This window comes from Brevibacillus thermoruber 423 (assembly GCF_000454065.1).
GTDB lineage: Bacteria > Bacillota > Bacilli > Brevibacillales > Brevibacillaceae > Brevibacillus > Brevibacillus thermoruber.
Map to the genome: position 1 here is coordinate 62,885 of NZ_KE695654.1, position 23,803 is coordinate 86,687.

Below are 23,803 nucleotides of genomic sequence, written 5' to 3' on the forward strand. Positions count from 1 at the left end.
TTCCCTCCTTTAGCGCCAATTCCACAGCGCGGTCTCACCGATGAGCAAGCCGCGGACGCGCCCCGTCTGCCGCAGTTTCAGGATTTCCTTGGACGGGCCCGTCACCACCGCCCCGTACACCTGTATCCCGTGCCGGCGAATGTAATCCAGGCGCTCCTGCAGGTTGAGCACCTTGGAGCGGCTGGCAGCGACAGCCACATCTTCCCGCTCGGCCAAAAACGCCAGTTCGTGCAGAAACTGCTCCCGATTGTTCTTCTCGGGCGAAAACGGGGAATCGGGGTGTTCGTCCGGCTTCGCCGGGTAGCCGATCGGGGGAACGTGCACGCCGTCCCTGTTTTGAAACGTCTTTTCCATTCCCGTGTCGACAGCGTACCAGAGCAGTTCCAGGTCAAACGGTGCCAGCGTTTCCGCAATCTGCTCCGGGGTGTACAGGCGGTCGAACGACAGGTACGCTTCCGCCACCGTTCCGTCCGGCAGGCGGGACAATTGGTCCCACCCCCGCGCGAATTCGCCGATTCGTGCCGAGCTGAGGAAGTCGTCCGGTCCCTGCTTCTCAGGATGCAGGAAGGGAATGTTGTCCGGCATGGGAATCGTCGGCAGAGGCTCCGTCCGCATCTCCCGCTGATGCTTCTCCGGGCGGGAAAACACAAACGACGTCACCTGCTCCCCCGCGTACACCTGTTTCCCCCCCACCTGTTTGACCAGCTTCATGCGGGTGCTCATCGTAAAAAACGGAGAAACGTCCAGTTCCGCTTCCCTCGCGTCCACCTTCAGATTCGGCTCGGTTATCTCGATCGACGCCATGACCGCGTGCCTGAGCTCGGCCGCCCGATTGCCGAACGCGTAATACGACAGCGTGGCCAACGAGGCGATCGGCGTCACCAGGAGCAGCGCGACCAGGGCGACCGATACGGTGGAGATGTGAGCCTTTCGCCTGCTGCTGCGCAAAATCCGCTCCTGCCGTTCGCGATCGAGCGAAACGGCTTCCCCTTCCTGTTCCCGCAGCAGGTCGTCGATCACTTCCCTGTAGGCCTCGATCTCCCGCAGTTCCTGTTCGATCCGCTGCCGTTCCGCTTCGTCAGCCGTACCGTTTGCATACGCCATGAGCCGCTGTCTAAACTCCTTGTTCATTTGCATCCACCCTTTCTAACCGCTGCCTGATCGTTTGCCTGCCGCGAAACAACAACACTTTGAATTCGGCCAGTGTGACGCCCATCGCCTCCGCCCCCTCCTGGTAGGAGAGCTGCCGGAAGTCGCGAAGGACCACAGCCTGCCGCTGCTTGTCGGGTAGTGTCAGCAGCGCCTGTTTCACATCGTCCACCCGCTCCCGGACGAACAGACTCTGTTCGGGCCCCTGGCTGACCAGCTTCTCCTCAAAAAACGACACGTCCTTGGGTTTCGTCCGCTTTCGCTTCCGCTCGTGGTCGATCAGCGCGTTGCGGGCCACTCGCAAGAGCCACGGTTTTATCCGCTCGTCCACATCCGTTTCCAGTGACAGATAGGCGCGATAAAACGTCTCCTGTACCAGTTCCTCCGCCAGATGGTGGTCACGGCAAAACGCATACAGATAGCGGTAGATGTCGTTCATGTACAGGCGAAAGATCTCTTCCAGGGAATCGTCTCTCATCATTTCCTCCCCTCATCCCATACACGTACAAGGCGGGAAGAAGTTACAGACCAAACAAAAAAGAAAAAGCGGGGATCGCCGTCCCCGCTTGGTTCTTCTGTAAAGTTACACCGCTTCGTAGATCGCTTCGTAGCGCTTGCCGATCTCCTCGTCGCTCAGGCCGGCGTCGCGCAGGCGCTTGATCAGCGCCGTTGCCCAGATTTCCGAACGCTGCGCCATCTTGGCGTACTTTTTCGCCTCTTTTTCCTTGCGCTTGGCGCGATCCTCGCCGTTGGACTTGAGGTTGTCGAGGATGAACAGCATGTGCAGGGTCTCGTCCTCGTTCAAACCGGTCCAGTTGTCGTTCAGAAACGCGATCACTTTTTTATAGTACCCGTCAAATTCTTCAAAGGAAATCTCCGTATCCATGTTCAGATATTCCTTCATTTTGTCAAACAGCTCTTGCATCTTCCGTCACAGCTCCCTCGTTTTTCTCTGCCCTATTATAGCAAAAACGGGACAAGGGAGAAAGCCGGCATCATTGGCAGGCTGGTGCTGTCTCATTCGTTCCGCGTGGAAAAAACAAGGCGGAAGAATCCTGCCGGAAAAGCTGATTTGGAGCGGATTCGTTTTGGCACAGGTCCAAGAAGCGGTATAATTAAGAGACAACCACGTTCGAAGGAGATCGGCACGCATGAACAAATCGTATCAGCAGCAGGAAGCCGCCATTCGCGTCGGCCAGCAGATGACCCTGACGATCAAAAGTCTCGGCATCAACGGCGAAGGCATCGGCTATTACAAGCGGAAAATCGTCTTTGTGGAAAAGGCCTTGCCGGGGGAAGTGGTACACGCGGAAGTGACGGACGTCAAGGAAACCTACGCCGTCGCCCGGCTGGTGCGCGTGGTGGAGCGTTCCCCCGCGCGGGTCGAGCCCCCCTGTCCGGTCTATGAGGAATGCGGCGGCTGCAGCCTGCAGCACATGGACTACCAGGCCCAATTGGCCAGCAAGCGGGAGCTGGTGATCGAATCGCTGCGCAAGTACGCCCGGCTGGAAAATCCGCCGGTGGCGGAGACGATCGGCATGGAGAACCCCTGGGGCTACCGCAACAAGGCGCAGTTTCAGGTGGGAAGGCAGAACGGCCGGCTGGTGGCCGGCCTGTACCAGACGGGCAGCCACCGCCTCGTCGACCTGGAGTCCTGCCGCGTGCAGCACGAGGCGACCAACGAGATCGTCCGCACGGCGCGACAGGTCATGGAGGAGCTGGGCATTCCCGCGTACGATGAACGAAAACGGACCGGTGTCATCCGCACCATCGTGGCCCGCGCGGCCTTCGCCACGGGCGAGACGCAGCTCACGCTGGTGACGGCCACCGAGGAGATTCCGCGCGTCAAGGAACTGATCCTGGAACTGCGCACCCGTCTGCCCGGCCTGGTCAGCATCGTGCAAAACGTCAATCGGAAAAAAACGTCGCTGGTCTTCGGCGACACCACCCGCCAGCTCTGGGGAAGACCGTCCATCGCGGAGCAGTTGGGGGAGCTCTCGTTCGACCTCTCCGCCCGCGCCTTTTTCCAACTGAACCCGGAGCAGACGCGCAAGCTGTACGAGGAAGTCAAAAAAGCCGCCGGGCTGACCGGCAGCGAACTGGTGCTGGACCTCTACTGCGGCACGGGGACGATCGCCCTCTGGCTGGCACCCTACGCCCGGGAGGTACGGGGCATCGAGCTGATTCCCGAAGCGGTCGAGGATGCCCGCCGCAACGCCGAGAAAAACGGGGCCGCCAACGCCACCTTCCACGTCGGCCGCGCCGAGGTGCTGATGCCGAAGTGGGCCAAGCAGGGTGTAAAACCGGACGTCGTTGTGGTGGACCCGCCCCGCACCGGCCTGGACGACGCCCTGATACGCTCCCTCTTGGAGGTACAGCCGCAGCGGATCGTCTACGTCTCCTGCAATCCGTCCACCCTGGGCAAAGACGTGGCGAAGCTGCTGGCCCGCTACGAGCTTGTCAGCGCCCAGCCGTTGGATATGTTTCCGCATACGAGTCATGTGGAGAGCGTGGCTCTGCTGAAATTGTGGGGGCAGGCATAAGTTCTATGCCTACGTATGGTTTTTTCTGATTGAAACCAGATTGTTAACAGAGCACCAACGTCGTAAATATCAGGAGGCAACAACATGTTGAAAATCATTATTACGAGTATATTTGTTGAAGATCAGGAGAAGGCTTTGAAGTTTTATACAGAAACGCTGGGCTTTGTAAAAAAGCAAGACGTTCCCATGGGGAAATTTAGGTGGATCACGCTTGTATCTCCCGATGAGCAAGACGGTACCGAGCTTTTACTCGAACCGAATGACAATCCTGCCGCCAAAGCGTATCAACAGAAGATATTTGCCGATGGCATCCCGGCAACCATGTTTGGTGTTGCAGATATTCAGAAAGAGTACAAACGATTGTTGGAAAAGGGCGTGAAGTTTACGAAGGAGCCGACAAAAATAGGCGAAGTCACAATAGCTGTCTTCGACGATACATGCGGCAACCTTATTCAACTGATACAGAAGTAACTGTGTTAAACGAACGGGCCACTCCATCGCTGGAGTGGCTTTCACTAGCCCTGTGATTTCTGAAATCAGAAGAGGAAGTTTGGACAGTGTCAAGTATGGACGAAGGGAGAGTGGTCACTTGAAGATCACCGTGAATGAGCAGAACGGTTCCAAAATCGCCGTCATCGAAAGTGAATCCATCCTGATTGAGAACGCACAGGATGCACTGGACCTGCTTACCAACGTGTGGTACAACAGCGGATGTGACAAGATGGTGCTGCGAAAAGAACATTTCACGGAAGCGTTCTTTGATCTGAAAACCGGACTGGCCGGTGAGATCCTGCAGAAGTTTACCAACTACCGGATGAAAGTCGCGATCGTCGGTGATTTCAGCAGCTACCAAAGCAACAGCCTGAACGCCTTCATGTACGAATCCAATCAGGGAAACATGGTCTTATTCAAGGAGACCGAATCCGACGCCCTGGAGGCACTTCACCAGATATCAGCGTGAATTCCAAGCGAAGGCAGCATTTTAGCTCTTCTTGAACCCAACTGGAGAGCGTGACGCTGCTGACACTGAAATAGCGTTGAAACCCCTTGTCTATCAAGGGTTTTCTTCTTTTACGAACGGGCAGAATAGCAATAGAAGCTCCCTGTACCTTTCCACGCCAGATCTGCTTGACAGTCAACGGATGGACAAATTGAAGAGGTGTGTTCCTTGATGGCAATTCGTCGGATGAATCCTAAGGTTGATGAATTTATAAGCAAAGCCAAAAAGTGGAAGGAAGAATATGAGAAGTTGAGAAGTATCGTTCTTGACTGTGAACTGACCGAAGAATTTAAGTGGATGCATCCTTGTTACACGTTTGAGAAAAAAACATCGTTTTAATACATGGATTTAAAGAATATTGTGCGCTTCTGTTTCACAAGGGTGCCTTGTTACAGGATCCCCATGGGATTCTCATCCAACAAACGGAGAATGTACAGGCAGCGCGCCAGATTCGGTTCACCAATGTTCAAGAAATAGTCGAGTTGGAACCCATCTTGAAAGCCTATATTTTTGAAGCCATTGAAGTGGAAAAAGCCGGTTTGAAAGTGAATGTTAAACAGAATGCAGAACTCATTATTCCTGAAGAACTTCACAAAAAATTTGATGAACTCCCTGCCTTGAAAGCTGCGTTTGAAGCGTTGACGCCGGGACGGCAAAGAGCGTACATTCTTTATTTTTCGAAACCCAAACAATCCAAAACTCGGGAGTCAAGGATTGAAAAATATATGCAGCAAATTCTCAATGGAAAGGGATTAAATGATTAGAAGATTCTCCTTGCACTAACGGGAGCTTATGTAACGTAGGCTCCCATTTTTTCGTGTAGGCAGTATTCATTCAGCAACAATCTTTACGAAAACAGCCTAAAATAACCAATAAATTAGTGGAGAAAAATCATTTTGAACCAGACTATTGGGTACATATTAAAACTGTATCTGGGAGTTCAATGGACAAACTTGTGTGACTTAAAAAAGGAATTTCAGCTACCTACATAAATAGTTCCCTTGGAGAACTATTGTCTAGGTTACAAGCTTATCCAATCCCTGATTACGAAAGAGACAAATTGCTCGACCTTATTGGAGTGCTGTTCACTTTTGGTCAGGAAAGATGAATAGGGGGGAATTGTTTTTTCACATTTGTCCGGTCAATCTTATATCAGTTGTAGCCACCCAGGTTCCACGCTCACCTGCTCGTATCGAAGGAGGTTTCATTATTAAACTCCCTCTTAAAACATAATGTCGAACAGCAATCTGTGGCTCATCAAAAATGGTCAAATTGCCAACGTATGATGCATAAGGTGAATCAAATGTGATTTGTTTGGTGTTTTCATTCCAATATCCTTGAATGGGAATAAGGGTCCCGCGATAATTAACGGCACCACTTATTTTGTTGTTTACGACAGCGGTAATGTGCAGTGTTCCTGAAGTTAATGGTCTGCCACCAACACTAGCGTGTAGATTCCATGTCGATGGGTAGGGTATACTCACCTGCGTTACCTGTCCAATTGTCACGGATAACCTCTCCTTGCTTTTGAATGAGGGTTCCATACAGTATATGTACACAAGGAAAATAATTGATGGGACAAATCCCCAAATTCGCCAAAGATATGAACAATAGACGATTACGTCTGGCGGGGGATGTCCAACGCTTATTTCAACTTCTCGGTGACGAAAGGAGCTTGATTATCAGTAATCGACATGAAGTCTGTAAAAACGAGCGGAGTTGCTATTGGGAATGACTTGATGAGAGGTCTTGTACCCTTTAAGGTACTTGCACCATTTTTTAAGGTGGACTGCATACTACACAAGGTATGCAGTCCTTTCATTTGATTGGGGACACAACGTTCTTTGTTCGTACTGTCTACCCAACACATGTGGAGAGCGTGAGGCTGCTGACATTGAAATAGAACGGAAAACCCTTGTCTATCAAGGGTTTTCGTTTTTATTGCTATGATTTTGGGAAAGGGAAAAAGGATTTGACCACACCTTGACCACATCAGACACTGTCAGGATAGTATATGACCATGCTCATGCGCGTTAAGGAATCACCTGAATTGTGATAAACATGAGGCCGATCTGCCCTGAATCGAATGGACTCCCCGGTTTTTACGGTATATTCCTCGTTATTCACTCGGATCGTCAGCTCACCATCAAATACGGTGATAAATTCCTCGGTTCCCGCACCGTGCGGATCGGCACTTAAATACCCCCCCTTGTCAATCTCCACGGCATACATTTCAAAGCGCCTGCCCTCATCAAAAGGAAAAAAGGGATACAGCCGGTATTTCCCATTATCTTCTTGCAAGGTTTGAATGTCATGTTTTGTAACGACAACCGTGTCGGGTTGGGGTTGGTTGATCAGGGCCGTGAATGAAATTTTCAAGCCAGTGGCGATTTTCCATACGGTATGAATCGTTGGATTGGATTCTCCCCGTTCAATTTGGCTCAGCATCGTTTTGCTGACCCCTGTCAATTCGGCGACCTTGTCCAAACTCAGCTTCCTGTTTGCCCGCAGGGTTTTCAGGTTTTCCGCAAGCACAGCATTGATGTTGTCCACGAATATTACACCCCCATTGTGCTTTATAACGAACATGTTGTATAATCATAACGAACAACATACGTTATAACGAACGTTTCCCCCATTATAACCCACAAAGGAGTCGGTCAGACATGCCATTGGTTCCGTTTTTGCTGTATGTTTTTGTCACCTCGTTTACACCAGGTCCGAACAACATGATGGCCATGGCGTATGCGAACAAGTACGGTTTCAGGAAGTCGCTCAGGTTCATTTTTGGTGTAACCGCCGGGATTGCCGTCATCTCGCTGTTGAGCAGTTACTTCAATCTCTTTTTGTACAGTTTCATCCCCAAGATCAAGGAAGTGATGAGTATATTGGGGGGACTGTATCTGGTGTACCTTGCCATGAAAATCATGATGAACAAGCCCGGCGGAAAAAAAGAGGGTAGCGAAAAATCAAACTCGTTCCTGGCAGGGTTCGTCTTGCAGTTTGTCAATCCAAAAGTGCTGTTGTACGGGATCACGGCGATATCCACTTTTGTTCTCCCCTTTCACCATTCGAACAGCAGCCTGGTTCTCTTTTCATTGTTCCTTGCGTTTGCAGGCTTTTTGGGTACCGCCTGTTGGGCAATCTTTGGCGCAATCTTTCAAAAGATTCTCTCCAAATACGAAAGAGCTTTCCGTATATTCATGGGACTCTTATTGCTTTACAGCGCTGTTTCCATATTTGTCGAATAGATACTGTACCCGTCCAAGACTTTTCGAACACCCGGCCCCCGACCAACAAGCAGCGCTGAACCGTGGTTTCTTGCCAACCAGGCTCAGCGCTGCGGGGAGTCCCATGTCATCCACGTGCAGACTCCACGGTCAAACCAGTGCCATCAAAAAGCCTTCTATCTCTTTCCATTCCTTGAACCTTTCCGGAACGCGGGAATGCCAGACTTTTGCGATTTTCTCCCAATGTTTCATGCGCCTGTTATGCTTGTCAAACCATACCCCCAAGAAATTTGTACTCGCAACGAATCCGTAACACAGTTCCTGCCTTCCACTCCTGTTGTGACAACGGATTGCTCGCCTGATAGCCTTCACAAAAAGAACTATTCCGTTTGCGTCCAATGAATCCCTGTCACGTGAGGCAGCCTGCCCCTGCCGAGATGGCAACAGAGAGCAAACTCGATTTCGACGGCTGCCTTACAACAACTTATAGTAAATAACGGTTGCGTGGAGTTCCCCGTTTGCTGATTGGGCATAGCGAGGGATTCGTCCCGCTTCGACAAAACCGATCGACGTGTAGAGGTAATTGGACGGATCTCCTTCTCTTGTGTCGAGAACCAAAAGCGAACGGCCTTCCTGTTTTGCCCGTTCTTCCGCTTTTTGCATGAGGGAACGGCCAATGCCCTGGCGTCTGACATTCGGATGCGTCATTAGTTTTGCGATTTCCGCCCGGTGAAGACCGTTCGGTTTGGTGCATAGATGCAGTTGGACGCTTCCGACGATCTCATGGTTCACTTTCGCTGCATATAAAATCACGTCAGGTTTTAATACGGTTTCCCAATATTCTTTCGCTTCCGAACGTTTCAGCGGCGGGAGAAAACCAATGGACGCCCCATCCTCTACCACCTGTACGAGAAGTTCCGAAAGCTGGTCAATGTGTTCTTCCATGGATGTTACTTCTTCCAATTTCACATCGCTATCCAATGCACACACCTCGATCCGGCATGATTGATCCGCTAATGGTTTCGGCAGCGTTTGCCAAAACCCTCTTTATCCCCTCTCTTTATTGGGAGAGTTCAGCAAGTCCAGACGCAAAAAAAGGGGCCGGAAGCCCCTTTTTTGCGTCTGCATCGCATGATTCGCCAGCCATGTCACCGCAGCGCAGCCGGGTCCACCTCCGGCACAAGCCCTTCCGCCGCTGCCCGCGTGAGCAGCGCGGTGACCGCCGCGTACCCTTCTTCGCCCAAATCGGCGGTGAACTCGTTCACGTACAGGTTGACGTGCGCTTTCGCTACTTCGGGGTCCATCTCTTGCGCGTGGTGCAGTACGTACTCACGCGACGCCTCCGGGTGGGCCCATGCGTATTCGACCGACGCGCGGGTCCAGCCGGCGATGGCCTTCAGATCGAGCGAACGGCGGGCGATGATCGCCCCCAGCGGAATCGGCAGGCCGGTGTCTTCTTCCCACCAGCTTCCCATGTCGGCCAGCAGGGTAAGTCCGTACGAGGGGTACGTGAAGCGCGCCTCGTGGATGACCAGTCCGGCGTCGATCGAGCCGTCGCGGACCGCCGGCATGATTTCGTGAAAGGGCATCACCACGATGTCGCCAACGCCTCCCGGCACGTTCCGGGCGGCCCACAGGCGGAACAGGAGGTAGGCGGTTGAGCGTTCGCTGGGGACCGCCACCCGACGACCAGTCAAAACCGCCGGATCGTTGCTGCCGGTCTTGGTCAGCACCAGCGGTCCGCAGCCTCTGCCCAACGCCCCTCCGCACGGCAGCAGCGCGTACTCGGAGAGCACCCACGGCAGGGCCGCATACGAGATTTTGAGCACGTCCGGCCCGTTGGGTGCGGCTGCCAGGCCATTGGTAATGTCGATGTCGGCGTACGTGACATCCAGCTTTGGCGCGCCGGGGATCAGGCCGTGTACCCAGGCGTGAAATACAAACGTGTCGTTGGGGCAAGGAGAAAAGGCAATTCTCATCGTAGCACCTCCAGGAATACTGAGCTTGCTGCTTCCAATGCGTTCAGCGCCTCCGCGATGCGCCAGGACGCACGGTCACGCGGTCCGACCGGGTTGGAAACGGCACGGACCTCCAGGACGGGGAGGCCGCATTGACGGGCGGCGACAGCCACGCCATAGCCCTCCATCGCTTCGGCGGCCGCCCCCGGCACCCGCGCGCCCAATTCACGGGCGGTCTCGGCGGTGCCCGTCACGGTCGATACCGTCAGGACGGGGCCGGTGCTGACGGGCAGCCCGGCATCGCGCAGCGCCGCGGTCACACGGGCCGCCCAACCAGGGTCGACCTGGATGCGGGCGGAACCGAACCCCAGCTCGTCCACGCTCAAGAAACCGTCCGGGGTCTCCGCCCCCAGGTCGGCGGCGATGATCTCGTTCGCCACCACCAGGGAGCCCACTTCCGCCTGTTCCGTAAAGCCGCCGCCAATGCCGGCAGACACGACCAGGTCGTACTCGGCAGCGGCCAAGGCCCGCGCCGTACTGGCTGCCGCCGCCGCCACGCCGACGCCCCCCGCCAGCACGTCAAACCGGCTGTCGCCGCGCAGTCCACGCAAGACCGCGTCTCTCTCTGCCGGAACAGCGGTCATCACGAGCACGCGCATGACCGCTTTCCGCCGTTCGGGGCTGATGCCGTCGGGCGATCCCGTTTGCGGATCCATCTTCATCTCGCTGATCTCTCCTCATTCATTGTCCGTATGGCCTTCCAACCGGCTGCACGTTCACACTCTTCCTCAACGTTATCGCTATCTGGTCTTCCTGTAAAGTTGTTTGCGGAAAAACGATGTGCTCGACCAGCGGAACCGTCACCCCCAACAAGCGCTTCCAGGGAGCATTTGCCGAACAAGGAAAGTGGCGGCATGGGACACATGACCCATCTTTTCCGTTTTTTGCAGACCGCAAGCAACGAATGTTTCTCTCAAACGTCTACTAGATTGGTAGACTGCTTGCCATCTACGTAGTATCGTGAGTATTGGGACATTTTTCACTCAATAAGGAGGATTGCGAATTGAAACGATACCGCTTGCTGATGAGTCTGCTCCTCTTGCTGTTTGGGCTGCAGCCGGTCGCATCGGCAGCTCAGCCGCAGACAAGCACGGGGGCGGCCGCCAACGCTTCCGTCGGCCAATCGATTCCCCCGACAGCCCCGCCGGACATCGTCAATGGAACAGCTCCGCTTCCTGCCGTCAATCCGAACGCCGGTGCCGAGGGGAGCACCGCCCCTGTGAACCAGCCCCAGCAGGAAATGCGTGCCGCATGGGTGAGCACGGTGTACAACATCGACTGGCCGTCGAAGCCGGGCCTGAGCATCGACGCGCAAAAACAAGAATACATACGCATGCTGGACGAGCTGAAAGCGACCGGGATGAACGCCATCATCGTCCAGGTGAGATCGGAATCGGACGCGATCTATCCGTCCGCCCTCGTTCCCTGGTCCAGATGGCTGACCGGCACGCAGGGAAAACATCCGGGCTACGATCCGCTCGCCTTCATGATCGAAGAAACGCATAAGCGCGGCATGGCGTTTCACGCGTGGTTCAACCCGTTCCGGGCCAGCACGAGCAAGGATCCAGGAAAACTGGCGGCGCAGCACCCCGCCCGGCAGCATCCGAATTGGGTCGTACCCCACAACAACCAGCTGATCTTCAACCCGGGCATTCCGGAAGTGAGACAGCACGTGATCGCCACCATTCTGGAAGTGGTGAACAAGTACGATGTCGACGGCGTTCACCTGGACGATTATTTTTATCCGTACGGGAAGGAAGCGTTTACGGACGATGCGACGTTTGCCGCCTACAATCAGGGGAGATTTGCGAACAAAGGCGATTGGCGCCGCGACAACATCAACACCTTCGTCCGGGACCTGTACCAGTCGATCAAACGCGTAAAACCGCAGGTGGAGTTCGGAATCAGCCCGTTCGGCATCTGGCGCAATGCGAAGGACGACCCCACCGGGTCGGACACGAACGGCCAAAGCTCCTACGACAACCTGTACGCGGACGTCCGCACGTGGATCCGTAGCGGCTGGCTCGATTACGTGGCGCCTCAGCTCTACTGGAGCATCGGGTACAAGCCGGCCGCCTACGACAAGCTCGTCCACTGGTGGGCGGCGGAAACAAACGGCACCCCCGTCAAACTCTACATCGGCCACGCCGCGTACCGGGTGGGCAGCAACACGACCGACTGGGCGACCAGCGATGCGCTGATCAAGCAGCTCCAATTCAACAAGGGGTATCCCCAGGTAAAAGGCAGCATCTTTTTCAGCGCCAAAACCTTGCTGAACAATACGGCAGGGGTACGTTCCAGCCTGAAACAGTACTATGCGGCGCACACCCAGTAACAGCGAGCCGGCAGCCGGACGAGCGGCGGGTTTTCACGTCATCGGCAGCCGGCCGCTCTGCTGACACGCAAACGTACGCCTGTAGAAAACCTGCAGAAAATCAACAAGGATCGCTGCGGACGTCCCGCAACGATCCTTGTTTCTGTGATGGAAACGATTTCGCTGACCGCCCACTAATGATAGCCCCGTTCGCCAAACGGCTGAAGCTGTTCCAGCCATTTTTCCTCCAGCTTTTTCAGCGCGTCCTTGGCCTCCGCGTATTTGTCCTCTTTCACTTCCAGGCGCTCCACCACCTCAATGTCAAAGGCGTCTTCTCCGTATGCGTTCCACTCCTGCTGCAGCTTGCTGTTTTTGTGGCTGCCGAATTTCAACTGGAACCGCGTGCCGTTTACGGTCTTCAGGTTCATGGTGCTGCCGATGAACACCTTCCCGTTTTGTCGGTTGACAATCCGGTAGACGCCCGCTTCGGTCTTCATTTCCTTGTACAGTTGTTTCAGTTCCGCTCGTCGATCCATCGATTTTTCTTCCTTTCCCTCAAAATCACGCTTTCAGCCAGTACTGGCTGCCGTCGTCCTTTCGATCCAGAAACCCGTATTCGATCAAATACCGTCTGACGGTGACGTAATCGTCATACACCGCCTGCAAAATCTGATTGACTTCCGTTTCCGTGTAGATGCGCTCAGGCTGAAACCGCTTGGCGATTTCCCGCAGCACCACCAGCCTGTGCTTTTCCTTCAACGCGAAGGTCTTCAGCGGCCCGTCCGTGCCTGCCGGGAAGTACTTCTTCAGAATCTTGTCGTACTCGTCCAGCGTCACATTGTAACGATCGTCCACCATTCTGGCGGTCTGATGAACGTCCAGGAAGGCCGGCGCGTGCTTATCCCGTTCCTTCAACAGCTCCATCATCGTCAAAAACACCTTGGCCTGACGCTCCTTCTCCTTCAAGGCAAAGCGGTGATTCCGGATCGTGGAGGCGCTGCCGATGCCCAGCTCCTTCTGCACGTCCGCGTCGCTTTTCCCCTGGTAAAACAGGCGCAGCAGACGGTTTTGATGGTCCGTCAGGCCGGTGAGCTTTTTGTCCAGCCGGATCAGGTAGTCAAACACCGACTGATGCGCCTGTTCGATGTGGACGCGCATATACCGCTCCGCTTCATAAAAAACGCCGTCAGCGGGATAGACGACGCCTTTCTCCAGTCGCTTGCCGCAGAGCAGGCATACGACATGATCGTCCTGTTGAATGTACCCGCGCTTCAATTCCTCCAACGAGGCGTTCCAAAACAGTTCCGATACGCCAATCACACAAACACACCCTTGTTTTGTTTATATTTTTGTAGACATTTTATTCGTTTGTCTATAATTTGTCAAGGTACACCTGTAGCCATCCGAGGGCTGACGGAAAAAGGGAGCGCAGCGCTTTCCTGCCCCACCAGAAACTTGGGGGTGACCGGAAGGGATTGGGCCGGGTGCGATGAAATGAACAAGGAACAGGCACAAAAGGGGGACTGCCGATGGCACTGGAAGGAAAACAGATACTCATCACCAGCGGGGGAACGGTCGAAAGGTGGGACCAGGTCCGGGGACATACCAATTTGGCAAAAGGGACCATCGGGTGTTATCTGGCTGAGCAGGCATTGGCGCGGGGAGCGGACGTCACGTATCTGCACGGCTATTTTGCCCGGGTGCCGGAGCGTCATCACCGGCTGCGCGTACAGCCGTTTGAGGGAGTCGCCGACCTGCGCGAAAAGATCAGACGCTTGCTGGAAACGGAACCTGTCCGTGCCGTCATCATGGCAGCGGCGGTATCCGATTGGGTAGTGGAGAAGATCGTCGATCAGGAAGGCCGGATCGTTGACCGGCTTGGCAAAATTCCCAGCGACCAGCCGCCGGTTGTTCACTTTCGAAAGGCGGACAAAATCATCACCGCGATCAAGAAATGGAAGTCCGACCTGGTGCTGGTCGGGTTTAAACTGGAGCACACGGCAGACGAGGAGTACCTTCTCGCCCGCGCCAACGAGCGGATGACGAGCTGGCAGGCGGATGTCGTGGTCGCCAATGCCTCTTCCTCCCTTCATTCGGAAGAAACGCTTCACTACATTGTCTCCCGATCGGGCGACGTGCGGACATATACCGATAAACGCGAGACTGCCAAAGGGCTGCTCGAGATGCTGGAGCGGCTGATGTGATGCGGCGCGAGAAAGGATGAGATGCGATGAAATCGCTTGCCTTCCATTCCGGCTTTTCTGCTGGCGACGCCAGGCGGGAACGGTTGTACCCCCTGTTCGAAACGGTCTTTCGGATTCCGGTGGATACGCTGAGGGATTTTCATGCACGGGGCTTTTGGAATCCCACCTATCGTTCTTACACCTTTTTTGACGGGGAACGGGCCGTGGCCAACACGTCCTTTTTCTCCATGCCCCTCTTCATTCAGGGAACACGGCGTGAGGCGGCCGGCATCCAGTCGGTGATGACCCACCCGGACTACCGGGGAGCGGGGCTGATGAAGCGGCTGTTTGTGCGGATGCTGGAGGAAATCGACAGCGAATGGGAAACCGCTCTGCTGTTCACAGCGACGCCGGACTTGTATCGCCGGTTCGGGTTTCGGGAGGTGCGGCAGCATTATGCTGTAGCGCCGATCAGGCATGTTCCCAAGCAGGAAAACCGCCTGGCGAGAAAGTGGGACTTTTTCGCCGACGACGATGTGCAGCGGGCGCGGATGCTGTTTCAGCGCCATACGCCCGTTTCGCGTCTGTTTGCGCCGCTCTCCCACGGGTCTTCCTTTTTCCTGCACATGTACAACCCCGCGTTTCAGCAAAAGGCATTCTTCATCGACGACCTGAACCTGCTGGTCGTCTGGGAGACGAAAGGCGAAACGCTGCATCTGTACGACGTCATCGGGGAAAGTCTGCCGCCCGTGGAGGAACTCTGCTCCCGCCTTCCCGCTCCTGTTTCACGCATCGCTGTTCACTTTCATCCGGACCGCTTTGATCTCGTCGGATGGGAACCCGTCGCGCTGGAGACGAGGGCCTGGCTGATGGCGAGAGGGCGTTTTGAGCTGGAGCGCGAGTGTTTCATGCTGCCGGTCACCGCTTCCTTTTAATCGCCGCAGCCTGTTTCTCCAACGGGCAGCGAAGCCTTCCGTGCCCCCTCCGTTTGTTTTTGCAATTCTGAACATACCTGAAAATACACAAGACAATGGACAGTCAATGATATAATAAAAAATAAGATAAAAAACTGGGAGGGGAATGAATGGAAGAAACGTTGAAACAACAGGCCACTCACAAAAAATTGACCCTCGGCAAATTGCTCAAGAGGGCGCTGTTCATCCTGATCGGATCGGGCCTCGTCTCCGTCGGGCTGGAAATCTTTCTGGTCCCAAATCACATCATTGACGGTGGAATTGTCGGGATATCCATCATCTTGTCCCACTTGACAGGCTGGACGCTCGGGTTGTTCCTGTTCCTGCTCAATCTGCCGTTTCTGATCGTCGGCTACAAACAGATCGGAAAAACGTTTGCAATTTCAACGCTGTTGGGCGTTACAGCTATGTCGGTGGGAACCACGATGCTGCACGACGTTCGTCCGTTGACGGAAGACCCGCTCCTGGCAGCCGTATTTGGCGGCATCATTCTCGGCATTGGTGTGGGCTTGGTCATCCGCTACGGAGGATCGTTGGACGGCACGGAGATTGTGGCGATCCTGTTCAACAAAAAGACACCGTTTTCTGTCGGTGAGATCGTCATGTTCTTCAACGTGTTTATTCTCGGAAGCGCCGGCTTCGTGTTCGGCTGGGATCGCGCCATGTATTCGCTGATGGCCTACTACATCGCCTTTAAGATGATCGATCTGACCATCGAAGGGTTCGAAGGCTCCAAATCGGTCTGGATCATCAGCGACAACTACAAGGAGATCGGGGACGCCATCGTCGCCCGGCTGGGACGCGGCGTGACGTACCTGAGCGGAGAAGGCGGGTATACCGGCGACGATAAAAAAGTGGTGTTCTGCATCATCACCCGCCTGGAGGAAGCCAAGCTGAAGCTGATCGTCGAGGAAGTGGACCCCGGCGCATTTCTCGCCGTCGGCAACATTCACGACGTCCGCGGCGGGCAGTTTAAAAAGAGGGATATTCACTAACCATTCGACTGGAAAAACGTGCCGCCTCGTGCAGAGGAAGCACGTTTTTTTTGCCGTCTTGTATTCTATTTGCCGCCCGTCTCCCGCGGCAGCCTCGCCACCACCCGGCTCGCCTGTTCCAATGCCTGCGGAGACAGCTTCAGCGTCCAGAGCGGATCGCCCGCTCCGCCGTAGACAAACGGGTAGGAAAACAGCTCGTCGTCCAGGACCACCGGCAGGTCGTGTCCCACCAGGGGAACGCTCCCCGGTTCGTATCCGGTGATCCGTTTGACCTCTGTGGCGCCGGCCATCTTCAACTGCCGGAAGCCCAGCAGCGGGGCCATCTGCGCGAAGTCCAGCCGGCCGCGCTTGCCGGAAACGATCAGCGCGACATGGCCCTTGTCCGTTTCAAGTATTAGCGCGGGCGCCGTCTGTCCGATCTCGATGCCCAACAGGGATGCTCCCTCCCGTGCCGAGCGGATGGGTTGATCGTGCGGGATCAATTCATAGGGCAGACCTTGTTCATCCAACAACCTTTTCACGCGTTCCATAGACACTCTCCTTTCTATGGTAACTTTTCTATACTTTTAGAGAAATGACAACTAAAAAAGGATATGGCAGCATGAGCATTCGCAAGGCAGTTCCGTGGGAGGCTAATGTATAGCGGCAAGATTTTTACCATCTGCATGATGGCTTCTTCGTTGTCGACTGAAATATTGGGGCTTTGTATCGACAGCCGTTCCCCCCATGTCTTTCCATCATGCCAGTTGGGCGGGGGAAAGCGGGAAACCCACTTTTTCCAACAACAAGAGGGGGCAACGAATAACAAAGGAGAGGGACTATCCCTCTCCTATCGCTTGCTTTATAAAGACCGGCAGGTGAAAACACTGATGGATGATTCCTTCGTCGACATACTTGGTATCCTTTCCGGACACGCGCCCGGCCACCGGCTGATCGTACTTCTTCGAACCGAGGGTAAAGCTCCACAAGCCTCCCGGGTACGTGGGCACGACTGCCGTGTACATGCGGGTGACCGGAAACAATCGGCCGATGTTGCGGTACGTCTGCCCCATCACATCGGCGTGAAAGATGGGGGACTGGCTCTGGCAGACCATCAGGCCGTCCGGTTTCAGCGCCCGATGCACATGCTGGTAAAACGAAAAGGAAAACAACTGCTCCGCCGGGCCGACGGGATCGGACGAATCGACGATGATCACGTCGTACGTCTCTTCCAGGTCGCGGACAAACTCCACCCCGTCCCGGTACAGGAAACGGACGCGGGGATCCGACAGGCCGCCCGACACTTCGGGCAGATGCTGTTTGCACACCTGCACGACGCGTTCGTCAATCTCCACCAGATCAATCTGTTCCACTTCCGGGTATTTGCACACTTCGCGGGCCGCCCCGCAATCTCCCCCGCCAATCACCAGAACGCAGCGCGGCCGGGGATGAAACGCCAGCGGCACATGGGCAATCATCTCATTGTAAATAAATCCGTCCATTGATGTCGTTTGCACAACTCCGTCCAATACAAGCATCCGGCCAAAATCGTAGGAGTCCAGAATCATCACATGCTGAAACGCCGATTGTTCCTCGTGAATCACCTCGCGAATCCGGTAACGGATCATCAGGTTCTCCCGTTCGTTCTCGGTCAGCCAGCACGCTCCGGCGCTGTTTTGAACAAACTTGGGCAATACGTTCATTTCTCACCCTCCTGAAAACAATAGAATCATTATCACCCTATCGAAAAATCCGTCTGTTTTCAAGAATGTGGGAGATGCGGCAGTCAGGCGACGATTTCCCAGAGCTCTTCCAGCCGTTTGATCACGGCGAGGGGCTTGTGATCCGCAGCAGGCGGCACTCCGGCGGGATTCAGCCAAACCGCCGAGAGGCCCGCATCCATCGCCCCGGCGATGTCGGCCGTCCAGTTGTCCCCGACAAACAGCGCCTCCGCCGGAGAAGCCCCCAAGCGCTCAAGCACGGCCGCAAAAATGCGCGGGTCCGGCTTGTGCCAGCCAATCTGCTCGGAGACGAACACCCTCTCCGCAGGAAAGAGAGGTGCGAGCCCCAGGCGCTCGATTTTTTCAACGGCCATGTTCGCGGGTCCGTTGGTGACAATCGCCAGGGTATACCGTTCCTTGAGCCGCATCAGCAGCGACTGAACGGCGCGGTCGGGAACGACGGCGTCCATGCAGGCGGCCGCATACCGCTCCTGAAAGTCGTCCAGCCGATCCGCCTCCGCACGGCGCCCAAATTCGGCGAGGGTGCGCGACAGCCGCAGGCGGCGCAGTTGGTCAAAGTTGATCCGCTTCTCCCGGATGTCCGCCCACAAGGCGTCGCTGTGCCGCCGCAGCGCCTCGTACACGGCGTCCGGGTCAAGCCCGGCCGTCAGCGGGTGGGATGTGATCGTCTGCCGCATGCCCTTTTCCCAGCAAGCCGAGAAATCAAACAACGTGTCATCCAAATCAAACAAGATCAGGTGAAAGCCCGGCATGGCCCCTCCTCCTTTGCACCAGTTTCGTCGACGCGCCGGTTTCGCGCAAAAAAACGGCCCCCATCTTACCCATTGTAGAAGAAAAACGGGTAAAATGGAGAGGCCATTGTTGGCAGTCTGACCATGTTGTTCGTTACCCGCTGGCCTGCCCGCTCGGCAGCGCGTCAGCCAGCGCGCGGGCCAGATCGTCCGGCAGCGGGACGGAGCGGCGCTGCACAGCGTCGATCATCACCATCGTCACGTCGGCGTCGGCCGCCCGTTCGTCCCGCTGATTGTACAGCTCGTGGCGGACGACAAAGCTCTTCTCCCCGATCTTCACCACGGAAGTGCGCACCTGCACCTGCTCCAGCATCCGCAGCTCTTTGCGGTAGTTGATCTGGATGCTGACCACGACCGGCATGATCTGCCGCCGCTTCAGCTCCTCCAGCGTAAACCCCTGTTGGCACATCCAGTCAAACCGGGCCCACTCCATGTACTCCAGGTATTTGGCGTTATTGACGTGCCCGATCACGTCGATGTCGGTCGAACGAACGACCAGATCAAACAGATGCTGCATCCCCATCGCCCCTCTCTCCCTTCGCCTGTCTTGTTTCCAGTATAGCGAATCGCCGCCGCTGAGTGAATATTCATTCGGAATATTCGGAAGGATTCCGCTGTTTTTTCTTCTCGCATTCCTTATAATAGGACGTACAGACACGTGCGGAGCCGCACGCTGAAAGGGATGGTGTCCATGTTCGAACAGATGATGCTTCCCGCCCTCCAAACCGCCCGTTCGCGCTATCTGGATGCGCTGGCCAACCTGGAAGCGGAACAGCTTGCCTGGAGGCTCGCCCCCGGTTCCAACTCGGTAGGATTTTTGATCCGCCACATTGCCGAGGTGGAGTACCGCTTCTGTGCGATGTTTTTCGGCCGCCCTCTGCCGGACGGGGTGACGCTCTTCACCATTGGTCCGGTCCAAGACGAGGGGCAGTTTACCGACCTTGACGCCCTGCTGTCGTTTCGGGACTCGTCCTACGCCCATCTGCTGGAATCACTCCACGAGTTCCCCGTGGATGCGTGGGACGCTGCCGTGCAGGCGCCGATCGGGACGCTTACCCCGCGGCAGGCGTTGGGACGGCTGGTCTACCACACCGGTTACCACGCCGGCCAGATCGGTCTGATTCGCAAGTACGGAGGCAGCCGGTAAGTTTTCCCCATTCGTTCGGGAGGTGAAACACGATGGCGCGTACGCTGTTTGAATGCGATGTACCCGGCGTTCTCCTCACCTAGCCGGCGAGGGAACGATCCTCGGATGTCCCCCCGGCACGCCACACGCATCACATCATTTTCCCGGGAGGGGCTTACATGATGAATCCGCAGTGGAAGCAGCAGTTGTTTGGAGGCTTGTGCCTCACTCTGGCCGCCGCCATCTGGGGCGGCGTGTACGTCGTCAGCAAAGTGGTCCTGGATGTGATCCCGCCGTTTACGCTCCTGATCATCCGCTTCGCCATCGCGCTGGTGGTGCTGGGCGCCTTTGTCGCGGCACGGCGGGAGTTTATTGCCAGGCGGGACTTTCCGCTCATCATGGCCGTCGCGTTTGTCGGCGTCACGATCTCGATTGCCGCCCAGTTTGTCGGCACCAAGCTCTCCACCGCCCACATGGGAGCGCTGATTACCTCGGCGTCGCCCGCCTTCATCGCCCTTTTTGCCGTCTGGCTGTTGAAGGAACGGATTAACGGGCGGCAGTTGACCGGCATCCTGCTGGCCACCGTGGGCGTGCTGATCGTCATCGGCGTCCCGGACGAGGCGGATGCCCAATCGTCCCTGATCGGCAACCTGATTCTGCTGCTGGCGGCGGTCAGTTGGGGCTTGTACACGGTGTTGAGCAAAAAGGCGACGCTCCGCTACTCGTCCCTGTCGGTGACGACCTACGTCGCCCTGTTTGGCATGATCTTTACCAGTCCGTTGATGGTTTGGGAACTGTCGGTGACGCCCGTCTCCTGGGGGTTCGGCTGGGAGATCTGGGCCGGCGTGCTCTACATCGGCATCATCTCCACGGCGGGGGCGTTTTACCTGTGGAACAAAGGATTCGAGCTGATGCAGGCAGGCAGCGGGGCAGGGTTTTTCTTCATCCAGCCGGTCGTGGGCGCGCTGCTCGGCTGGCTTCTTTTAAACGAGCATCTGGGCCTCGGCTTTTTTGCGGGAGCCGCGTTCATCTTTGGCGGCGTCGCCCTGTCCAACCTGCAGCAAGCGGAATCGTACGACAAAAACGAAGGCACACCCCGTTAGGGTGTGCCGCTTGTTGTTTCCTGGTACTTCGCGCTGCCCGGCTGGCGGACGACTCCCACGAGGAAGCCGATCGCAGCTCCGCATACTGCGGGGAGCAGCCAGCCGATGCCTTCGTGGTAAAGCGGAAGGTGTGCGTATAACGACGTGATCCCGTCAAGCGAAAGACCGAACTGCTTGGCCCCGTCGACGATGCTGATGACCGCCGTAGCGATGGTCGCTCCGCCGTACACTTCCGCGTATCCGCGGAACAGGCGATGCAGGAAGGAGAGCAGCATCAGCACGATCGCAATCGGATAGATCATCAGGAGCACGGGAACGGAGATCGCAATCAGTTGGGTCAAGCCGACGTTGGCCACAGCCGCGCTGAACAGGCTCAGGATCATCGCCATGGTTTTGTACGACACGCCCTGCAGTCGTTCCGAAAAGAAATGGCTGCAGGCGGTCACCAGTCCCACCGACGTCGTCAGGCAGGCGAGTATGACACCGGCCGCCAGCAGCAGCAGCCCCTTTGAGCCAAACAGGTGCTGAACCACCGACGTCAGGATTTGCCCGCCGTTTTCGGACTGCCCCAGCGAGTAGCTGGTCACCCCCAGGTACGCGAGCGCGAGGTAGACCAGCGCCAATCCGGTGGCGGCGATCATCCCCGCCTTGACGGTTGCCCACCCGAGCTTTTTGCGCCCGGTGATGCCGCGGCCTTCGATCGTGGACGTGACGACGATGCCGAACACCAGGGCGGCCAGGGCGTCAAGTGTGAGATACCCTTCCACGAAGCCCTTGAAGAACGGCGCCGATTGATACGCTTCGGCAGGCTCGCCCGCCTTTCCGATGGGATGCACGAGCGACTGGACGAACATCACGCCAATGATCAGCAGCAGGGCCGGCGTCAGCACCTTGCCGATGCGGTCCACCAGTTTGGATGGATGCAAACACAGCCAGAAGGTGACGGCAAAATAGACCAACGTGCTGAGGAACAGCGGCACCCAACTCTCCTTCGCGCCTTCCGGGAGAAACGGCAGCACGCCCATCTCGAAGGCAACCGTTCCGGTTCGGGGAATCGCCAGAAACGGCCCGATGGCCAAATAGACGACAACGGTAAAAACAGCGCCGAATACAGGGTGAACCCGGCCGGCCAGCGTCTGCAAATTTCCGCCGCTCATCCCGGTGGCGATGACGCCCAGGAGCGGCAGCCCCACGCCGGTGAGGATAAACCCGGCCATGGCCTCCCACGCATGCGTACCGGCGGCTTGCCCCAAGGCCGGCGGGAAGATCATGTTGCCCGCCCCGAAGAACAGGGCAAACAGCATCATCCCGATGGTCAGGGTCTCTCTATGGGTTAACTCTCTCATGGTTTTCCTCTCCAACTCTCAGTTAAATTTGAATTTTTTGAAAGTTTTTATAGTCTATATGAATTTTTCCGGTATTACACGAATGTTTACTATATACCTAACCTTCATTTTTTTCAAGTCCAAAAAAATGACGCCCCGGGGCGTCATGCGTTCCGCTCTTCCTTTCGTTTGACCGCGCCGACCGCTTCCCACACATAGAGCGACACGTAGCTGCGCCAGGGCGCCCAGCTCTCGCCAATCCGGCGGATCTCCCGTTCGTCCGGCTTGTCCGGCAGGCCGTACACCAACTGGATGCCGTTGCGCAGTCCGATGTCGGCCGCGGGCAGCAGATCCGGCCGGCCCATGCCAAACATCATCAGGCACTCCACCGTCCATCTGCCGATACCGCGAAGCGGGGTGAGACAAGCGAAAATCTCCTCGTCCTCCATCCGCCAAAGACTGTCCAGATCGACACGGCCATCCGCCACGGCGCGGGCAAAGTCGATGATGTATTCCGCCTTGCGCTGACTGAACTGCAGCGGCCGCAGGGCATCCGGCTCCAAGCGGGCGACGGCCTCGGCCGTGGGAAAGGCGAGATAGGTCCGGCCCTGTTCGTCCTGCAGCTTCTCCCCGGCCAACTCCAGCAGCCGGCGGGTCAAGGCAGCGGCAAACGGCAGATTCACCTGCTGACCGATGATCGTCCGGACCATCGACTGAAACAAGTCGGCGTCCAGCAAAAAACGCAGCCCGCGAAAGCGCTCCGTCAGCGGGCGCAGGACATCATCCTGCCGCATGTGCCGGTACAGCGGCTCCAAGTCGACGTCGACACTGAACATGTGCCGGATCGTCCCCTCGAGCGCTTCCTTCTCACCGGCGGTCAGGGCCGCATCTGTCCGCCATTCGATCGCCGGCTGCTCCACATCCCCGGTAAAATGCAGGGCAGCCACCACCGGCCGCTGTCCGACGCGAAACACGCGGCGGATCACCCGCGCCTCCGCCTCCACCTGCATTTGCGGGTCCGGGTGCGTTTCCAGCCTCTTCAGCAGCCGTTCAAACGAATACGGCGGTTTCACGTCAATGATGGAACCGTCCATCGACACACATCGCTCCTCTCTGCGCGGACATCCAGCCCGTCTGTGCTGTTTCCAGCCTACAACAAGAAACGCCATTTGTCACACGAGGGGGGATGAAACGGCAAGAAATCGGAAAAGGAAAGGTTTGAAGGGCACGGCGTGGGGCAAACGGCAAAAGAGCGCACCCGCCCCACCACCGAAGCAGGCGAATGCGCTTTGTCGTCTCCAATCCTGGCCAACCGCCTGCGGGAAAAGGGC

The 23,803-nt window shown here is 56.3% G+C and carries 26 protein-coding genes and 1 pseudogene; 11 read left to right on the forward strand and 16 right to left on the reverse strand.

Going from position 1 to position 23,803, the window contains the following annotated elements; all coding sequences use genetic code 11:
* Positions 1–9 precede the first annotated feature (9 nt).
* The 3 genes from M516_RS24465 to M516_RS0119725 all read right to left on the reverse strand — a co-directional run bounded on the left by M516_RS24465 (position 10) and on the right by M516_RS0119725 (position 2,074).
* Positions 10–1,131: an anti-sigma factor gene (locus M516_RS24465; protein WP_051188312.1), complete on the reverse strand. Its 1,122-nt coding sequence runs from the start codon at positions 1,129–1,131 to the stop codon at positions 10–12.
* Complete coding sequence (locus tag M516_RS0119720) at positions 1,115–1,627, reverse strand: sigma-70 family RNA polymerase sigma factor (protein WP_029100640.1); 513 nt, start codon at positions 1,625–1,627, stop codon at positions 1,115–1,117. The genes M516_RS24465 and M516_RS0119720 overlap by 17 nt, the downstream gene beginning before the upstream one ends.
* Before the next feature lie 105 nt (positions 1,628–1,732).
* Positions 1,733–2,074 carry a hypothetical protein gene (locus M516_RS0119725; RefSeq protein WP_029100641.1) on the reverse strand — a complete coding sequence of 114 codons (342 nt, stop codon included), beginning with the start codon at positions 2,072–2,074 and terminating at the stop codon, positions 1,733–1,735.
* Positions 2,075–2,300: 226 nt separating this feature from the next.
* Here M516_RS0119725 and rlmD point away from each other — a divergent pair, with 226 nt between their 5' ends.
* From rlmD to M516_RS24020, 4 genes and pseudogenes are all read left to right on the forward strand, one after another.
* Positions 2,301–3,692, forward strand: coding sequence for a 23S rRNA (uracil(1939)-C(5))-methyltransferase RlmD (gene rlmD, locus M516_RS0119730; RefSeq protein ID WP_029100642.1), 1,392 nt, complete (start codon positions 2,301–2,303; stop codon positions 3,690–3,692).
* An 87-nt stretch (positions 3,693–3,779) separates the two neighbouring features.
* Positions 3,780–4,163, forward strand: coding sequence for a VOC family protein (locus tag M516_RS0119735; protein ID WP_029100643.1), 384 nt, complete (start codon positions 3,780–3,782; stop codon positions 4,161–4,163).
* A 118-nt stretch (positions 4,164–4,281) separates the two neighbouring features.
* Entirely contained in the window at positions 4,282–4,653 is a 372-nt protein-coding gene (locus M516_RS0119740) for a DUF4180 domain-containing protein (protein ID WP_029100644.1), read from the forward strand.
* 210 nt (positions 4,654–4,863) lie between these two features.
* Positions 4,864–5,456: pseudogene (locus M516_RS24020) on the forward strand (YdeI/OmpD-associated family protein).
* Positions 5,457–5,819: 363 nt separating this feature from the next.
* Here M516_RS24020 and M516_RS25000 read toward each other — a convergent pair.
* Positions 5,820–6,200, reverse strand: coding sequence for a hypothetical protein (locus M516_RS25000; protein ID WP_081656619.1), 381 nt, complete (start codon positions 6,198–6,200; stop codon positions 5,820–5,822).
* Between the two features lie 484 nt (positions 6,201–6,684).
* Positions 6,685–7,281: a helix-turn-helix domain-containing protein gene (locus M516_RS0119750; RefSeq protein ID WP_416358692.1), complete on the reverse strand. Its 597-nt coding sequence runs from the start codon at positions 7,279–7,281 to the stop codon at positions 6,685–6,687.
* A gap of 77 nt (positions 7,282–7,358) precedes the next feature.
* On the opposite strand from M516_RS0119750, the gene M516_RS0119755 reads away from it, so the two are divergent.
* The gene (locus M516_RS0119755; RefSeq protein WP_029100646.1) at positions 7,359–7,943 is read left to right on the forward strand and encodes a LysE family transporter; all 585 of its coding nucleotides are present in this window, start codon (positions 7,359–7,361) and stop codon (positions 7,941–7,943) included.
* A gap of 453 nt (positions 7,944–8,396) precedes the next feature.
* On the opposite strand, the gene M516_RS0119765 is transcribed toward M516_RS0119755, so the two are convergent.
* The 3 genes from M516_RS0119765 to M516_RS0119775 form a co-directional block, all read right to left on the reverse strand.
* Entirely contained in the window at positions 8,397–8,867 is a 471-nt protein-coding gene (locus M516_RS0119765; protein WP_035290374.1) for a GNAT family N-acetyltransferase, read from the reverse strand.
* Between the two features lie 203 nt (positions 8,868–9,070).
* On the reverse strand, positions 9,071–9,901 hold the full coding sequence (locus M516_RS0119770; protein WP_029100648.1) for a 1,4-dihydroxy-6-naphtoate synthase: 831 nt from the start codon (positions 9,899–9,901) through the stop codon (positions 9,071–9,073).
* Positions 9,898–10,539, reverse strand: a complete 642-nt coding sequence (locus M516_RS0119775) for a futalosine hydrolase (RefSeq protein WP_152523456.1) — start codon at positions 10,537–10,539, stop codon at positions 9,898–9,900. The genes M516_RS0119770 and M516_RS0119775 overlap by 4 nt, the downstream gene beginning before the upstream one ends.
* A gap of 404 nt (positions 10,540–10,943) precedes the next feature.
* Here M516_RS0119775 and M516_RS0119780 point away from each other — a divergent pair, with 404 nt between their 5' ends.
* Complete coding sequence (locus M516_RS0119780) at positions 10,944–12,275, forward strand: glycoside hydrolase family 10-like protein (protein WP_029100650.1); 1,332 nt, start codon at positions 10,944–10,946, stop codon at positions 12,273–12,275.
* A gap of 173 nt (positions 12,276–12,448) precedes the next feature.
* On the opposite strand, the gene M516_RS0119785 is transcribed toward M516_RS0119780, so the two are convergent.
* On the reverse strand, positions 12,449–12,790 hold the full coding sequence (locus M516_RS0119785; protein WP_029100651.1) for a GIY-YIG nuclease family protein: 342 nt from the start codon (positions 12,788–12,790) through the stop codon (positions 12,449–12,451).
* Positions 12,791–12,815: 25 nt separating this feature from the next.
* A complete protein-coding gene (locus M516_RS0119790; RefSeq protein WP_029100652.1) occupies positions 12,816–13,571 on the reverse strand; it encodes a DUF2087 domain-containing protein in 756 nt (251 codons plus the stop codon).
* Positions 13,572–13,783: 212 nt separating this feature from the next.
* On the opposite strand from M516_RS0119790, the gene M516_RS0119795 reads away from it, so the two are divergent.
* The 3 genes from M516_RS0119795 to M516_RS0119805 all read left to right on the forward strand — a co-directional run bounded on the left by M516_RS0119795 (position 13,784) and on the right by M516_RS0119805 (position 16,406).
* Complete coding sequence (locus M516_RS0119795) at positions 13,784–14,458, forward strand: phosphopantothenoylcysteine decarboxylase domain-containing protein (protein WP_035290377.1); 675 nt, start codon at positions 13,784–13,786, stop codon at positions 14,456–14,458.
* 26 nt (positions 14,459–14,484) lie between these two features.
* A complete protein-coding gene (locus M516_RS24025) occupies positions 14,485–15,372 on the forward strand; it encodes a GNAT family N-acetyltransferase (protein WP_051188313.1) in 888 nt (295 codons plus the stop codon).
* 149 nt (positions 15,373–15,521) lie between these two features.
* Positions 15,522–16,406, forward strand: a complete 885-nt coding sequence (locus tag M516_RS0119805; protein ID WP_029100654.1) for a YitT family protein — start codon at positions 15,522–15,524, stop codon at positions 16,404–16,406.
* Between the two features lie 65 nt (positions 16,407–16,471).
* On the opposite strand, the gene M516_RS0119810 is transcribed toward M516_RS0119805, so the two are convergent.
* From M516_RS0119810 to M516_RS0119825, 4 genes are all read right to left on the reverse strand, one after another.
* A complete protein-coding gene (locus M516_RS0119810; RefSeq protein WP_029100655.1) occupies positions 16,472–16,936 on the reverse strand; it encodes an aminoacyl-tRNA deacylase in 465 nt (154 codons plus the stop codon).
* A gap of 288 nt (positions 16,937–17,224) precedes the next feature.
* Positions 17,225–18,088: a polyamine aminopropyltransferase gene (gene speE, locus M516_RS0119815; protein ID WP_029100656.1), complete on the reverse strand. Its 864-nt coding sequence runs from the start codon at positions 18,086–18,088 to the stop codon at positions 17,225–17,227.
* Positions 18,089–18,171: 83 nt separating this feature from the next.
* Positions 18,172–18,879, reverse strand: coding sequence for an HAD family hydrolase (locus tag M516_RS0119820; RefSeq protein ID WP_029100657.1), 708 nt, complete (start codon positions 18,877–18,879; stop codon positions 18,172–18,174).
* 133 nt (positions 18,880–19,012) lie between these two features.
* Entirely contained in the window at positions 19,013–19,435 is a 423-nt protein-coding gene (locus M516_RS0119825) for an acyl-CoA thioesterase (protein ID WP_029100658.1), read from the reverse strand.
* A gap of 174 nt (positions 19,436–19,609) precedes the next feature.
* Between M516_RS0119825 and M516_RS0119830 the strand changes: the two genes are divergently transcribed.
* On the forward strand, positions 19,610–20,065 hold the full coding sequence (locus M516_RS0119830; RefSeq protein WP_029100659.1) for a DinB family protein: 456 nt from the start codon (positions 19,610–19,612) through the stop codon (positions 20,063–20,065).
* A 158-nt stretch (positions 20,066–20,223) separates the two neighbouring features.
* Positions 20,224–21,147 (forward strand): DMT family transporter, encoded by a 924-nt coding sequence (locus tag M516_RS0119835; RefSeq protein WP_029100660.1) that lies wholly within the window; start codon positions 20,224–20,226, stop codon positions 21,145–21,147.
* Here M516_RS0119835 and brnQ read toward each other — a convergent pair.
* Together brnQ and M516_RS0119850 are read right to left on the reverse strand one after the other, a co-directional pair.
* Positions 21,144–22,493 (reverse strand): branched-chain amino acid transport system II carrier protein, encoded by a 1,350-nt coding sequence (gene brnQ / locus M516_RS0119840; RefSeq protein ID WP_029100661.1) that lies wholly within the window; start codon positions 22,491–22,493, stop codon positions 21,144–21,146. The two genes, M516_RS0119835 and brnQ, sit on opposite strands and share 4 nt — an antisense overlap.
* Positions 22,494–22,636: 143 nt before the next feature.
* On the reverse strand, positions 22,637–23,566 hold the full coding sequence (locus M516_RS0119850) for a DNA-3-methyladenine glycosylase 2 (RefSeq protein ID WP_029100662.1): 930 nt from the start codon (positions 23,564–23,566) through the stop codon (positions 22,637–22,639).
* Positions 23,567–23,803: the final 237 nt, after the last annotated feature.